Origin of the sequence: Pseudomonas sp. R84, from assembly GCF_009834515.1 — a bacterium.
Classification (GTDB): domain Bacteria; phylum Pseudomonadota; class Gammaproteobacteria; order Pseudomonadales; family Pseudomonadaceae; genus Aquipseudomonas.
The window spans coordinates 4,886,305-4,900,000 of the sequence record NZ_CP019426.1 but is presented as its reverse complement, the minus strand read 5'-3'; the positions used below and the strand labels follow the sequence as shown (position 1 = coordinate 4,900,000).

General features: G+C 57.1%; 11 protein-coding genes and 2 rRNA genes (1 of these 13 cut by a window edge). 8 read left to right on the top strand and 5 right to left on the bottom strand.

Going from position 1 to position 13,696, the window contains the following annotated elements; translation table 11 throughout:
• Together PspR84_RS21675 and rrf are read left to right on the top strand one after the other, a co-directional pair.
• Nucleotides 1-1,796: ribosomal RNA gene (locus tag PspR84_RS21675) — 23S ribosomal RNA — on the top strand (it extends 1,098 nt beyond the left edge of the window).
• A gap of 156 nt (nt 1,797-1,952) precedes the next feature.
• Nucleotides 1,953-2,068 (top strand): 5S ribosomal RNA (rrf, locus tag PspR84_RS21670).
• Nucleotides 2,069-2,286: 218 nt separating this feature from the next.
• Here the strand turns inward: rrf and PspR84_RS21665 are convergent.
• Entirely contained in the window at nt 2,287-3,564 is a 1,278-nt protein-coding gene (locus tag PspR84_RS21665; RefSeq protein WP_238785156.1) for a hypothetical protein, read from the bottom strand.
• Between the two features lie 282 nt (nt 3,565-3,846).
• On the opposite strand from PspR84_RS21665, the gene PspR84_RS21660 reads away from it, so the two are divergent.
• From PspR84_RS21660 to PspR84_RS21645, 4 genes are all read left to right on the top strand, one after another.
• On the top strand, nt 3,847-5,451 hold the full coding sequence (locus PspR84_RS21660) for a tetratricopeptide repeat-containing response regulator (RefSeq protein ID WP_077574157.1): 1,605 nt from the start codon (nt 3,847-3,849) through the stop codon (nt 5,449-5,451).
• Nucleotides 5,448-6,140 carry a HAMP domain-containing sensor histidine kinase gene (locus tag PspR84_RS21655; protein WP_160059082.1) on the top strand — a complete coding sequence of 231 codons (693 nt, stop codon included), beginning with the start codon at nt 5,448-5,450 and terminating at the stop codon, nt 6,138-6,140. The genes PspR84_RS21660 and PspR84_RS21655 overlap by 4 nt, the downstream gene beginning before the upstream one ends.
• A 216-nt stretch (nt 6,141-6,356) precedes the next feature.
• Nucleotides 6,357-7,598, top strand: coding sequence for a glutamine synthetase family protein (locus tag PspR84_RS21650; protein ID WP_174244521.1), 1,242 nt, complete (start codon nt 6,357-6,359; stop codon nt 7,596-7,598).
• 69 nt (nt 7,599-7,667) lie between these two features.
• Entirely contained in the window at nt 7,668-9,077 is a 1,410-nt protein-coding gene (locus PspR84_RS21645; RefSeq protein ID WP_160059080.1) for an MFS transporter, read from the top strand.
• A gap of 72 nt (nt 9,078-9,149) precedes the next feature.
• Here PspR84_RS21645 and PspR84_RS21640 read toward each other — a convergent pair whose 3' ends face one another.
• From PspR84_RS21640 to flgA, 4 genes are all read right to left on the bottom strand, one after another.
• Nucleotides 9,150-9,896 carry a flagellar brake protein gene (locus tag PspR84_RS21640; protein ID WP_095123064.1) on the bottom strand — a complete coding sequence of 249 codons (747 nt, stop codon included), beginning with the start codon at nt 9,894-9,896 and terminating at the stop codon, nt 9,150-9,152.
• An 88-nt stretch (nt 9,897-9,984) separates the two neighbouring features.
• The gene (locus PspR84_RS21635) at nt 9,985-10,452 is read right to left on the bottom strand and encodes a flagellar protein FlgN (protein WP_160059079.1); all 468 of its coding nucleotides are present in this window, start codon (nt 10,450-10,452) and stop codon (nt 9,985-9,987) included.
• Between the two features lie 48 nt (nt 10,453-10,500).
• Complete coding sequence (gene flgM / locus PspR84_RS21630; protein WP_077574151.1) at nt 10,501-10,827, bottom strand: flagellar biosynthesis anti-sigma factor FlgM; 327 nt, start codon at nt 10,825-10,827, stop codon at nt 10,501-10,503.
• Between the two features lie 148 nt (nt 10,828-10,975).
• Nucleotides 10,976-11,737 carry a flagellar basal body P-ring formation chaperone FlgA gene (flgA, locus tag PspR84_RS21625; protein WP_160060128.1) on the bottom strand — a complete coding sequence of 254 codons (762 nt, stop codon included), beginning with the start codon at nt 11,735-11,737 and terminating at the stop codon, nt 10,976-10,978.
• 83 nt (nt 11,738-11,820) lie between these two features.
• Here flgA and PspR84_RS21620 point away from each other — a divergent pair, with 83 nt between their 5' ends.
• Together PspR84_RS21620 and cheR are read left to right on the top strand one after the other, a co-directional pair.
• Nucleotides 11,821-12,753 (top strand): chemotaxis protein CheV, encoded by a 933-nt coding sequence (locus PspR84_RS21620; RefSeq protein WP_007917585.1) that lies wholly within the window; start codon nt 11,821-11,823, stop codon nt 12,751-12,753.
• A gap of 46 nt (nt 12,754-12,799) precedes the next feature.
• Nucleotides 12,800-13,627, top strand: a complete 828-nt coding sequence (gene cheR, locus PspR84_RS21615; protein WP_160059078.1) for a protein-glutamate O-methyltransferase CheR — start codon at nt 12,800-12,802, stop codon at nt 13,625-13,627.
• Nucleotides 13,628-13,696: the final 69 nt, after the last annotated feature.

Sequence of the window (13,696 nt, the reverse complement as noted above, 5' to 3'; positions counted from 1 at the left end):
TCGAGTCGGCCTGCGCGGAAGATGTAACGGGGCTCAAACCATACACCGAAGCTACGGGTATCATCTTCGGATGATGCGGTAGAGGAGCGTTCTGTAAGCCTGTGAAGGTGAGTTGAGAAGCTTGCTGGAGGTATCAGAAGTGCGAATGCTGACATGAGTAACGACAATGGGTGTGAAAAACACCCACGCCGAAAGACCAAGGTTTCCTGCGCAACGTTAATCGACGCAGGGTTAGTCGGTCCCTAAGGCGAGGCTGAAAAGCGTAGTCGATGGAAAACAGGTTAATATTCCTGTACTTCTGGTTATTGCGATGGAGGGACGGAGAAGGCTAGGCCAGCTTGGCGTTGGTTGTCCAAGTTTAAGGTGGTAGGCTGAGATCTTAGGTAAATCCGGGATCTTAAGGCCGAGAGCTGATGACGAGTGTTCTTTTAGAACACGAAGTGGTTGATGCCATGCTTCCAAGAAAAGCTTCTAAGCTTCAGGTAACCAGGAACCGTACCCCAAACCGACACAGGTGGTTGGGTAGAGAATACCAAGGCGCTTGAGAGAACTCGGGTGAAGGAACTAGGCAAAATGGCACCGTAACTTCGGGAGAAGGTGCGCCGGTGAGGGTGAAGGACTTGCTCCGTAAGCTCATGCCGGTCGAAGATACCAGGCCGCTGCGACTGTTTATTAAAAACACAGCACTCTGCAAACACGAAAGTGGACGTATAGGGTGTGACGCCTGCCCGGTGCCGGAAGGTTAATTGATGGGGTTAGCTAACGCGAAGCTCTTGATCGAAGCCCCGGTAAACGGCGGCCGTAACTATAACGGTCCTAAGGTAGCGAAATTCCTTGTCGGGTAAGTTCCGACCTGCACGAATGGCGTAACGATGGCGGCGCTGTCTCCACCCGAGACTCAGTGAAATTGAAATCGCTGTGAAGATGCAGTGTATCCGCGGCTAGACGGAAAGACCCCGTGAACCTTTACTATAGCTTTGCACTGGACTTTGAATTTGCTTGTGTAGGATAGGTGGGAGGCTTTGAAGCGTGGACGCCAGTTCGCGTGGAGCCATCCTTGAAATACCACCCTGGCAACTTTGAGGTTCTAACTCAGGTCCGTTATCCGGATCGAGGACAGTGTATGGTGGGTAGTTTGACTGGGGCGGTCTCCTCCTAAAGAGTAACGGAGGAGTACGAAGGTGCGCTCAGACCGGTCGGAAATCGGTCGTAGAGTATAAAGGCAAAAGCGCGCTTGACTGCGAGACAGACACGTCGAGCAGGTACGAAAGTAGGTCTTAGTGATCCGGTGGTTCTGTATGGAAGGGCCATCGCTCAACGGATAAAAGGTACTCCGGGGATAACAGGCTGATACCGCCCAAGAGTTCATATCGACGGCGGTGTTTGGCACCTCGATGTCGGCTCATCACATCCTGGGGCTGAAGCCGGTCCCAAGGGTATGGCTGTTCGCCATTTAAAGTGGTACGCGAGCTGGGTTTAGAACGTCGTGAGACAGTTCGGTCCCTATCTGCCGTGGACGTTTGAGATTTGAGAGGGGCTGCTCCTAGTACGAGAGGACCGGAGTGGACGAACCTCTGGTGTTCCGGTTGTCACGCCAGTGGCATTGCCGGGTAGCTATGTTCGGGAAAGATAACCGCTGAAAGCATCTAAGCGGGAAACTTGCCTCAAGATGAGATCTCACTGGAACCTTGAGTTCCCTGAAGGGCCGTCGAAGACTACGACGTTGATAGGTTGGGTGTGTAAGCGCTGTGAGGCGTTGAGCTAACCAATACTAATTGCCCGTGAGGCTTGACCATATAACACCCAAGCAATTTGCGAACTCGAGAGAGACCAGATTGCGGTGTGTGAAGACGAAACGAACCGAAAGTTCGATGTTCACAAAACACCGAAAGCTGTCACATACCCAATTTGCTGAAGCGAGGCCACAAGGCCACGACTCAGTACCCGAATTTCTTGACGACCATAGAGCGTTGGAACCACCTGATCCCATCCCGAACTCAGCAGTGAAACGATGCATCGCCGATGGTAGTGTGGGGTTTCCCCATGTGAGAGTAGGTCATCGTCAAGATTAAATTCCGAAACCCCAATTGCGAAAGCAGTTGGGGTTTTGTTTTGCCCGCAGAAAAGTAATTCCGGGATAAAGCATGGGAAGACTATCCAGTTCAAATTCAAAGCCCCGTCGCAATGGAAATTGCGACGGGGCTTTTTGCATTCACGTCAGCCGACGAATTGCCACGGCGAGCCGCGACTGCACCATTGATTTTCAACATCAGACAGGATGCGCGGCTAACCTTCGTTCAGCTCAACTTCACCCATTGAAGTGCTGACGTCGGTTATGTGTCGGCGACCGTAGACTTCGTATATACGGCTGCCGTCATCGCTGTCCGGTTTACGCAATGCCAGTTGCGCGAACAAACCATACTTTTCGCGGTAACTGCCGAACCAGTCGATCAAGGCGCCGATGTAACAATCATTGCCAATGAAGACCGGCAGGTCGGCGACTTTTTCAATGCTGTAATGCGCCGGACCAAAGCTGTAGTAATCGTTTTCCACGGCACCGGTAGCCGGAATAGGGCAGAGCGGTTCTTTTGAAGGGATAACGGCGGTTTCATTTACCTTCGCCACTGCCAGATTGAGCGCTCGGTGCAGATCGGGTTCGAGTTCAAACGTGCTGTTGCCGTCATCTTTGTGTTGAAGAATGGGCACGTCGAGGTCATAGCGATAACGGATCGTCACCGTAGGCACCTGAACGTTGATTTTCAGCGGGTTCAGCAAGTAGACACGATCAACGCCGTACTCGCTGTTTCGATAAGCCGCATAAGTTTTGCCATGCAGGTTTATCCAATCCACTGACTGATTGGCTCCGCGATCGTTGGTGTAGAACAGCGAACTTTCAGGCTCAACAGAACGTTTAACGAACCGTTCTCCGTCGCGACGCCAGGTTTCCACGTAGGTGAACAGGCCGGTACCCCCGGCGTAAGTATTTACAATCAGATCGCGTTGCCCGTCGCCATCCAGATCCCGCAAGGTGTAAGAACTCAGGCCGGTTTCGGCAGCGTCAGAGATCAGGGAAGCGGTGAGCGCTCGCCATTCATTGGCGCTAACGCCTTTGGGCTGCGCTGTCGGAAAGTGCGTTATCGACGAATCCTCTTCACTTGCTTCACCGTCAAAACCGCCGGCAGTTGTTTTGACGGCGAGCGCGGCGAGCGCTCGATCCAGCGCAAACTCTGGATCATCTTTACTGGCGGCTTGAATGCGCTTTTGCAGATCGTCCAGCGCCTGTTTATCGAGGTCATCCGGTTGATAGGCAACCGCCGCCTGCCACTGCGCGTGCAGCGCTTGCAGGCGCTCGCGATACTGCTGACTCAGGCACGAAATATCTTCGGCGCATTCATTGCGGGTTTTCAGCCACAGCCGTTGAGTGCGCTTGAGTTCAGCTTGTGCGCAAGCAGAGGCTTTGAATAAATCCCGATAAACCACGCCCATCTGCGCATCCAGTTCATACAGCGACTTGTTCGCGCAAACAGTGTTTTCGACGGCATTCGCCGCTTTTGTACAATCCATTCCAGCCGCCATTGCCTGCTGTATAAACAGCAACGCGCAGACAGACGTGATGCAGCGTCCTTTGATGTGCACGATGTAAACCTTGTAGTGGGAAGTTATGCCGGCGCGCAGGGTAATCGCTAGGCAAGGAATCTTGAAGCGCCGGCTTCAGGGAACAGCACTTCTGGCCGATAACCCATTCGGTGACTTAAAAGTCGCGCGAAATCGCTTGATGGCATTTGGCCGCCAGCTATCATTTGCGCGCCTGAAATTGCCCTCACTTCAATTGCCTGGAAGTCTTCGATGCTGTCGTATCACCAAAAGAGTTTTCTGATCGTCGATGATTTCTCGGATTTCCGCAGTTCCGTGCGTTCGATGCTGCGTGAGCTTGGGGTCAAGGATGTCGATACGGCCGACACCGGTGAGCAGGCGCTGAAGATGTGCGCACAGAAGTCCTACGATTTCATCCTGCAGGATTTTCACCTCGGTGACGGCAAGAAGAACGGCCAGCAGGTTCTCGAAGACCTGATGCTGGAAAAGCTCATCAGCCATGAAGCAGTGTTTGTCATGGTCACCGCCGAGACCAGTCAGGCGATGGTGCTCAGTGCCCTAGAGCATGAGCCGGATGCGTACCTGACCAAGCCGTTCAACCGTTCCGGTCTGGCCCAGCGCCTGGAACGTCTGGAGCAGCGCAAGACGTTGCTCAAACCGATTCTGCAGGCCCTCGACCGTGGCAAACCGGTCGAGGTGCTCAACGCTTGCATCGCCCTGTGCAAGCAGGACATTCGCTATTCGCCGCTGTGCCTGCGCTACCGCGCTGATGCGCTGCGCGACATGAATCAGAACGAAGCGCTGGAACGCCTCTACGACAGCATCATTGCCGACCGGCCGTTGCCATGGGCATTTGCCGGATTGGGCAAGTTGCTCTTCAAGCGTGGTCAGGTTGCACAGGCCAAAGGCGTCTATGAGAAAGCGCTGAAGGTGTTCCCGATGATGCCGTCGCTGTACGACGGTATGGCCGATGTGCTGGTATCGGAGGGCGATACCAAAGGCGCGCAACAGGTGCTCGAAGAGGCCATTCGTCTTTCGCCGCTGGCGGTGCGCCGACAGGCCTTGCTTGGCAAACTGGCGATGGCCAACGAAGATTTCGACACCGCCTCGCGTGCTTACCGCCAAGCGGTGTCGCAAGGTGCACAGTCGCGCTTCAAGGACCCGGAAAGCAACCTCGGGCTGGCCCACGCGCTGATCAGCAAGGGCAGCGAACGCGGTCTCGACACGCGCACGCGGCTGGAAATCAACACCACCCTCAGCGCGGTGGCCAAAGAAAACCCGACCGACCCCGGCCTGCAGATTCGTGCACGTCTGATGAAAGCCACCAGTCTTCTGCTCAATGATGCCGAAACTGCCGACAAGCTCACCGAACAAGCGCTGATGCGCCTCGACGGCATGGAACAGTTCATGAGTCCGGAAGCGGCGCTGTTGGTCGCCAAGCAGTTGCAGATGCTCGGGCAGGCCGAGGCGGGCACCTCGATGCTCAAGAGCTGCGCGGAAATCTACGGTGATGATCCGGCGGTGATGAAAGACATCGCCAAGCTCACCGACGACCCGACTATCCTCAGCTCCAGCAACGCCGCTGCCGATCTCAACCGTCAGGGCGTGCGCGTGTACAAGACCGGCAACCTGGTGGAGGCCCGCGAGGTCTTCCGCAAGGCGCTGAAGATGCAACCGAAGAACATCAGTATCGCGCTGAACATGGCCCAGTCGCTGCTCCACGGCACCGACACCAGTGTGCCGTCGGCGGAGCTGGAAGAATGTCGGGCCTGCCTGAAAATGGTTGGCCTGATGCCCGACACCGACGCGCGTCATGCGCGTTATCAGAAGCTGAAAAGCAAGGCGTTTGGCGAATGAGCAACGACAAGCAGGCGCTGGATTTTTCTACGGTGATCGCCTCCACCGTCCACGACATGAAGAACTCGCTGGCCATGCTCATGCAGGCCCATAGCCAATGGCTGGCGCGCTTGCCGCAAGCGCAGCGCGAAGGTTCGGAGCGGGGCGTCATCGACTTCGAGTTCGCCCACCTCAATGGCATGCTGGTGCAGTTGCTCGGGCTGTACAAGCTCGGCGTCAACCAGATGCCGCTGCAACCGGCGTATCACGAACTTGATGACTTTATTGAGGCGCAACTGGCGGCGCATCAAGAGGTGTTTGCCAGTCGCGGGATCATCGCCACCTACGAGGTCGATCCGCTGAGTCCGTTGGGTTTCTTCGACCGTGAATTGATTGCCTCAGTGCTCGGTAACTGCATCAACAATGCGATTCGTTATGCCCGCGAATCGTTGCTGATCACCGTCAGTGACGAAGCCGGGCAATTGGTGCTGAGCATCAACGACGACGGCGACGGTTACCCGGCCGAGATGCTCGAGCGCCAGGCCGATTACGTGCAGGGCATCAACCACAGCAGTGGCAGCACCGGGCTCGGTTTGTATTTCGCCAATCGCATCGCGGCGCTGCATCAGCGTAACGGTGTTGAAGGTCGCACCGAAATCCGCAATGGCGGGCCATTGGGCGGCGGCGTCTTCAACCTCTACCTACCCTGAACGCACATCCCCGTTGTCTGGTTTTTTGTTTGACGCTGCTTGATATTCCGAACAGCCGAAGCCTATTTTGTACGGGTCGCCGTTCGCGGCTCGCACAATAACAAGGATTGCGTCATGACAACCGATGGCCAGCGTTCACTCGCGCAGCGATTGACGGGCATTGATGAGATTGAATGTGTCACGCCGGATTTGAACGGCGTACCGCGGGGCAAAGTGATGACCGCCGAAGGTTTCCTCGAAGGACGGCGTTTGCAGTTGGCGCGGGGTGTGCTGCTGCAATGCATCATGGGCGGTTACCCGGCCGCGCGGTTTTATGGCAGCGATGACGGAGACCTGGCGCTGGTCGCCGAACCGACCCAGATCCATCGCCTGCCGTGGAGCAACGACCCGCGTGCCCTGGCCATTTGCGACGCCGATGAATTGACCGGCGAAAGCTCCAATCTGTCGACCCGTGGCCAGTTGAAAAAAGTCATTGCCCGTTATGCCGCGCGCGGCTTGGCGCCGGTGGTGGCGACCGAACTGGAATTCTTTGTCTTCGCGCCGAACACCGATCCGACCCAACCGTTCCGGCCTCCCGTCGGTCTCGACGGTCGTCGCGAAGATGGCCAGTCGGCGTTCAGCATCAGCTCCAATAACGGTCTGCGACCTTTCTTCAACGAAGTCTATAAATGCATGGCGGCCCTCGGTTTGCCGCGCGATACCTTCATGCACGAGATGGGTGTCAGCCAGTTCGAGATCAATCTGCTGCACGGCGATCCGCTGTTGCTCGCCGACCAGACGTTCCTGTTCAAACACCTGCTCAAGGAAGTCGCGCTCAAGCATGGCCTGACCGTGGTGTGCATGGCTAAACCGCTGGCACACACGCCGGGCAGTTCGATGCACATTCACCAGAGCATCGTCGACATCGGCAGTGGCAAGAATGTCTTCAGCGACGAAAGCGGTCAGCCGACGGCGATGTTCCGCCATTTCATCGGTGGTCAGCAGGCGGGCATGGCTGATTTCACCGCACTGTTTGCACCCAATGTGAATTCCTATCAGCGCCTGTGCCATCCCTATGCATCGCCGAACAATGCGTGCTGGTCCCACGACAACCGTGCCGCCGGGCTGCGAATTCCGGCCAGTTCGCCGGTGGCTCGTCGGGTGGAAAATCGTTTGCCGGGCGCCGATGCCAATCCGTATCTGGCGATCGCTGCCAGTCTGGCTGCCGGTTTGCATGGTATCGAGCATGAGCTGGAGCCGAGCGAGGCGATTCAGGGCGAGTTCGAGGTGCCGGACAACCTCTCGCTGCCGTGTACCTTGCACGCCGCGCTCGAACGTCTGAAGCGTAGCCAGTTGGCGAGGGAACTGTTCGGGCAGGAGTTCATCGAAGGCTACATCGCTTCGAAGACCATGGAGTTGACCAGCTTCTTTGATGAAATCACTCCCTGGGAACGGCGTGTTCTAGCAGCCCAGGCCTGACGAACTGTCGCCACCGGGCTATCGTTTTGGTAGCCCGATATTTACTGCAAGGAGCCGCTCGGAACGCCGATGCGCCAAATCTGGAAATCCTTTCGAGCGCTGTATTTCGCCTCGCTGATGATGTTGATCGGCTCGGGCCTTCTATCCACTTATCTGGCCTTGCGTCTGGCCGCTGACAACGTCGACGGCCTCTGGGTCGGTGCGCTGATGGCCGCCAACTATTTCGGCTTGGTGTTGGGCGGCAAGATCGGTCACCGACTGATTGCCCGGGTCGGGCATATTCGTGCTTATTCTGCCTGTGCCGGGATTGTCGGGGCGGCAGTGCTTGGCCATGGTCTGGTCGATTGGCTGCCGGCATGGCTGGTGCTGCGGACCATCGTCGGTCTGGGCATGATGTGCCAATACATGGTGATCGAGAGCTGGCTCAACGAACAGGCGGACGCCAATCAGCGAGGTCTGGTATTCAGCGGTTACATGATCGCGTCATACCTTGGCCTGGTGCTGGGTCAATTGATTCTGGTCATGCACCCCGGGCTGGGTCTGGAACTGCTGATGCTGGTTGCCCTGTGTTTTGCCCTGTGCCTGGTGCCCGTGACGTTGACCCGGCGCATTCACCCGGCGCCACTGCATCCGGCGCCGATGGAGCCGCGCTTCTTCATCAAACGGGTGCCGCAGTCGCTGAGTACGGTGCTCGGTGCCGGTCTGATCATCGGTTCGTTCTATGGTCTGGCGCCGTTGTATGCCTCGCAACAAGGGCTGTCGACCGAGCAGGTCGGTCTGTTCATGGGGAGCTGCATCTTCGCCGGTTTGCTGGTGCAGTGGCCGCTGGGCTGGTTGTCCGATCGTTACGACCGGGCGCTGCTGATTCGCTGTTTTGCCGGGTTCCTGGCGGTGGCGGCGTTACCATTGGCGGTGCTGCCGCAGGTTCCGCTGGAAGTGTTGTTCGGGGTTGGTTTCCTGTGTTCACTGGTGCAGTTCTGTCTGTACCCGCTGGCGGTGGCATTCTCCAATGACCATGTGGAAGGTGATCGCCGTGTGTCGCTGACCGCCATGCTGTTGGTGACTTACGGGGTCGGCGCGAGCATTGGGCCGCTGCTCGCGGGTGTGCTGATGAAGCTGTTTGGCAGTCAGAGTCTGTATGCGTTCTTCAGCTTCTTCGCGCTGGTGCTGGTGTGGCGGATCCGGCCGAAAGCCGTGACCAATCTACATCAGGTCGACGATGCGCCGCTGCATCACGTGGCCATGCCCGACAGCATGTCCAGCTCGCCGCTCGTGGCCGCCCTCGACCCTCGGGTAGACGAGCAGGTGGTCCAGGAGCAGATGGTCCAGGATCCTGGGCAGGCCCCGGCAAATCCCGAGCCTGAACCTGATAGTCAGCCAGCGCCTGCGGCAGCGGTCGAACCGGATACCGACACCGACACCGACACCGACACCGACACCGACAAGCCCGCGCCCGATCTCAGTGGCGGCAGACCCTGAACTGAACAAAAACCACCGCGCATAAAAAAGGGCAGTCCCCTCAAGGACTGCCCTTTTTATTAGCCGGACGAATCACATATCGTCTTTATCGAAACGGCGTGCTTCACGCTGCAACTGATACACGAAGCGCTCAACGTTGCGCGCCGCCTGACCACTGATATTGTGGAAGCGCAGGCCGGCAAAGGTGATGTTGAGTTTTTCTTCGAAGTGCAGATAGCGCAGTTCGACGGAGGTCGGCTGGTTGCCGAACAGCGGCGGGGCGATCAAGCGGTCATAGACCTGACCCAGTTGCAGGCGATCAGTGATATCGCCTTCGAAGCGCAGCTTGCAGCCGGTCGCGGAAATATCCAGCAGTTTGCCGTTGATCGGCGCCTTGAGCTTTTCGCCGCCCAGTTCAACGCTGACCAGATCAGTCAGCTTCAGCGCGGCGCGGAAAGCATTGCGGCGCTGGTGGTAAACCACTTCGGTCGGCAGTTCGCCGGTGTAGAAACGATCACCTTCGGACTCTTCGATGTTCAGTGTGCCGGTGCATTCCCAGGCAATGCGCACACCGTCATGAAAACCTTCGACCTTGAACGGCTCGCCGGCCAGCAGGAAGCGTTCGCCATCACGCGGGATCATCTCATCCAGCGCGATCGAGGCGCTGTCGCGGTCGACTTTGATCAGGTAGCTCTGGAAGCGCTGGCTGCGCTCGTGAAAAGTGATGATCAGCGGATCGTGGCTTTCTTGCAGCTGGCGCAGGTTGCTGGAGATTTCCAGTGGCGTGGTGAGCACCTTAGGGGGCTGCGGAGCATCATCCGCGCTGAGGGCGTTGGACACGGTTTATCAATCTCCAGACAAAATATGACGACTAGCCAGCATTTTGCCAGCATGTTCCGCGGGTTGATAGAGCTGGCGCATCAACGGCTCATGCCTGGCTGAGCGGACGCGGTACGGCGGGTTTGGCAAATGTACCGCTGGCGTTATAAAGCGCTGGCGCTTCACCACCGGTAAGGATCTTCAGTTGATTGGCCGTGGCGGCCTGCTGGATCTGGATCGACTGGCCGTTCTTGACGTTGGCGGCCTGGCATTGAGCGATCAGATCGGTCAATGCATCGCCTTGCGTCAACAACTGGTCGCCAATGCTCGACTTGCCAGCCAGCTGCTCCAGACCGCTGCGGTCTGTCGACAAGTTGAGGCTGGCGAGGATTTCGCTGCGTTTGCGGCCATGCTGTTCAAGCAAAATGATCAATGCCTGTTTATGCGCCAGAATTTCTTCCAGCAGGGGCATGTCGCGACCGTGCAACGCGAGAGATTCGGTTTGCAGCAACTCCAGCAATTGTTGAGCTGGAGCAAAGTCGTCGTTGATCAGTTGCAATAAATTAGTGTCGTGCATGGCTGGCCTTGGGTGTTAAGCGTCCAAAAGCCTCGCGCCGGCAAAGGCCTAGCGCTGGGCTTCGAAGTTGAGCAGTTTGCTGGCTACACGGTTGCTGTCGACTTTATAGCTGCCATCGGCAATCGCGGCTTTCAACTCGGCCACACGGGCTTTGTCGACAGCAGGCTGATCGCGCAGCTTGTCAGTGACCTTCTGCAACTGTTGAGCCTCATTGCTGAGGTGTACCGATTCCCCGCTTTTTGCGGTACTGGCCGGTTCGGCCTGGGTATTCAGCGGCGCGGAGGTGCCGGTTTCGGCGGTTTCCTTGGCGTTGCTGGTACGTGTACTGCCCGTAAGTGACGAGGAGCTGTTCAAACGGCTGAAATCGATGACCATGATAAAAACCTCTGGGAATTTGGACGCTTGCCATGTTTTCGGCCATCCCCTGGAAAACTTTAGGCACATTTACAATGAGCCTTGCATGCGCCGGCGCGTGTCCTGCTGCGGCACAGTTTAGGGAACAGCCGGGGGCAGCGCCAGTTTTCTACATCGCGACTTCCACTTGGCCGGGCGCGGTGACTTGCGCCTTGATGACCCGTTGCGAGTTGAGGTTTTTCACGCGTATCTGTTCTTTCAAACCGCCATTGGCCAGCGCTTCACCTGGCATGCGCACGGCGAGCGTGCCGCTGCGCGCAGTGATGACCACTTGATCGCCCTTGCGAATGACTTCGGCCTGTTCCAGATGAACCAGGGTAATGACCTGATCGGCTACCGTTGGTCGGGTTAATTTCTGCCCGATCGCTTCGTCTACCGAGGTCAGAAAGCCTTGGTTGATCGTACTCACGTCGCGCTCACGCAGGGTCACGTCCTGCGGTTCGATAATCCCTGCACGTTTCAGCGGTCGGGTGGTGGTCACAATCTCGCGAAACAGGCGGACTTGAGCGGGCACGAACACGGTCCAGGGCGAGGCGCCTTCACAGCGCACCTTCACGGTAACCCGGCCCAACGGACGTGCCGGGCTCTCCAAAGTCGCTGTCAATTCCTTGTCGCACATAGGCATGCGCATACGGGGGTCGAGCTGGTTAACTTCGATTTCGTAGCGGCCTTCCGTTTGACTGGTAGCCAGATAGTCTTCTACGGTGAACTCAAGAAAGCCCTGAGTGACGCCGATAAGCATGTCAGGCAAGGTAACCGCATCAGCAATGGCAGGGTTGCCAGCGAAAAAGCAGCAGACGGCTGACATCGCGCAAAGGCTTTTGCGAGCGCGGGAGGTCAGGTGTCGGAAAAATGTCGTTTGAGCGTTCATACGAGTTAAAAAAGCAAGCGCCGTGCCGTTTAGCAATGAATGTGCGTCGCAACAACACTTGGCGTTGGTGTAGGAGTCTGGGCATGGCTGGTGTAATGGATTCGGTGAACCAGCGCACGCAACTGGTAGGGCAGAATCGCCTGGAGCTGTTGTTGTTCCGTCTTGACGGTCAGCAGCTTTATGGAATCAACGTGTTCAAGGTGCGGGAAGTGTTGCAGTGCCCGTCGCTGACGTTGATGCCCAAGTCCAGTCCTGTCGTGTGCGGGGTGGCAAATATCCGGGGGGCGACCATTCCGATCCTTGATCTGGCAATGGCCACCGGTTCCGGAGCGTTGAAAGACAAGAACAACCCGTTCGTGATCATCACGGAGTACAACACCAAGACCCAGGGTTTCCTGGTCCGCTCGGTGGAGCGCATCGTCAACATGAACTGGGAAGAGATTCATCCACCACCCAAGGGCACGGGCCGCGATCATTACCTGACCGCTGTGACTCGGGTGGACAATCAGTTAGTCGAAATCATCGACGTCGAGAAAGTGCTGGCGGAAGTTGCGCCGACACCGGAAGCGATTTCGGTGGGCGTGGTCGATGTCGAGACCCAGACCAAGGCACTGTCGTTGCGTGTCTTGACGGTCGATGACTCATCGGTGGCGCGCAAGCAGGTCACGCGTTGTCTGCAAACGATCGGTGTCGAAGTGGTGGCGCTGAACGACGGCAAGCAAGCACTGGATTACCTGCGCAAGCTGGTCGATGAGGGCAAGAAGCCGGAAGAAGAGTTCCTGATGATGATTTCCGACATCGAGATGCCGGAGATGGACGGGTACACCCTGACGGCGGAAATCCGCGGCGACGCACGCATGCAAAAGCTTCATATCATCCTGCATACTTCGTTGTCGGGGGTATTCAATCAGGCGATGGTCAAGAAAGTCGGTGCTGATGACTTCCTGGCCAAATTCCGTCCTGATGACCTGGCATCCCGGGTAGTCGACCGGATCAAAGCAGCAGATATCAGCTAGGAGCGCTTTGCTCCTGGCGGTCAACACGATTTAAGAGGCGGCATCATTGTCTACGGGTAATTTGGATTTCGAACAGTTCCGGGTCTTCCTGGAAAAAGCCTGTGGCATTTTGCTCGGTGAAAACAAGCAGTACCTGGTCTCGAGCCGTCTCAACAAACTGATGGAGCAGCAAGGCATCAAGTCCCTGGGTGAGCTGGTTCAGCGCATCCAGACCCAGCCGCGCAGCGGTTTGCGCGAGCAGGTGGTCGATGCCATGACGACCAACGAAACCCTGTGGTTTCGTGATACCTATCCGTTTGAAGTCTTGAAGAACAAGGTGCTGCCTGAAGCGATCAAGGCCAGCCCCAACCAGCGTCTACGGATCTGGTCGGCCGCCTGCTCGTCGGGCCAGGAGCCGTACTCGCTGTCGATGTCGATCGACGAGTTCGAGCGCAGCAACCTGGGCCAGTTGAAGATGGGTGTGCAGATCGTTGCCACTGATCTTTCCGGCCTTATGCTGAACAACTGCAAGACGGGCGAATACGACAGCCTGGCGATCGGTCGCGGTTTGTCGCCGGAGCGTCTGCAGCGTTACTTCGACCCGAAAGGGCCGGGGCGCTGGGTGATCAAGGCGCCGATCAAGAACCGCGTGGAGTTTCGCTCGTTCAACCTGCTCGACAGCTACGCCGCGCTGGGCAAGTTCGACATCGTGTTCTGCCGCAACGTGTTGATCTACTTCTCTGCCGAAGTGAAGAAGGACATCCTGTTGCGCATTCACAGCACGTTGAAGCCGGGCGGTTATCTGTTCCTTGGCGCTTCCGAAGCGCTGAACGGTTTGCCGGACCATTACCAGATGGTGCAGTGCAGCCCGGGGATCATTTACCAGGCGAAATGATTACATCGGCAACACAAAAAACGGCAGGACCGCAAAGGCCTGCCGTTTTTTTGTGCCTGCGGAATTTCT

What these genes read in the sequence shown, in the direction of transcription:
- PspR84_RS21665 (WP_238785156.1), bottom strand. Translation starts at nt 3,564, where the DNA reads ATGGATTGTACAAAAGCGGCGAATGCCGTCGAAAACACTGTTTGCGCG.
- PspR84_RS21660 (WP_077574157.1), top strand. Translation starts at nt 3,847, where the DNA reads ATGCTGTCGTATCACCAAAAGAGTTTTCTGATCGTCGATGATTTCTCG.
- PspR84_RS21655 (WP_160059082.1), top strand. Translation starts at nt 5,448, where the DNA reads ATGAGCAACGACAAGCAGGCGCTGGATTTTTCTACGGTGATCGCCTCC.
- PspR84_RS21650 (WP_174244521.1), top strand. Translation starts at nt 6,357, where the DNA reads ATGACCGCCGAAGGTTTCCTCGAAGGACGGCGTTTGCAGTTGGCGCGG.
- PspR84_RS21645 (WP_160059080.1), top strand. Translation starts at nt 7,668, where the DNA reads ATGCGCCAAATCTGGAAATCCTTTCGAGCGCTGTATTTCGCCTCGCTG.
- PspR84_RS21635 (WP_160059079.1), bottom strand. Translation starts at nt 10,452, where the DNA reads ATGCACGACACTAATTTATTGCAACTGATCAACGACGACTTTGCTCCA.
- flgM (WP_077574151.1), bottom strand. Translation starts at nt 10,827, where the DNA reads ATGGTCATCGATTTCAGCCGTTTGAACAGCTCCTCGTCACTTACGGGC.
- flgA (WP_160060128.1), bottom strand. Translation starts at nt 11,737, where the DNA reads ATGAACGCTCAAACGACATTTTTCCGACACCTGACCTCCCGCGCTCGC.
- PspR84_RS21620 (WP_007917585.1), top strand. Translation starts at nt 11,821, where the DNA reads ATGGCTGGTGTAATGGATTCGGTGAACCAGCGCACGCAACTGGTAGGG.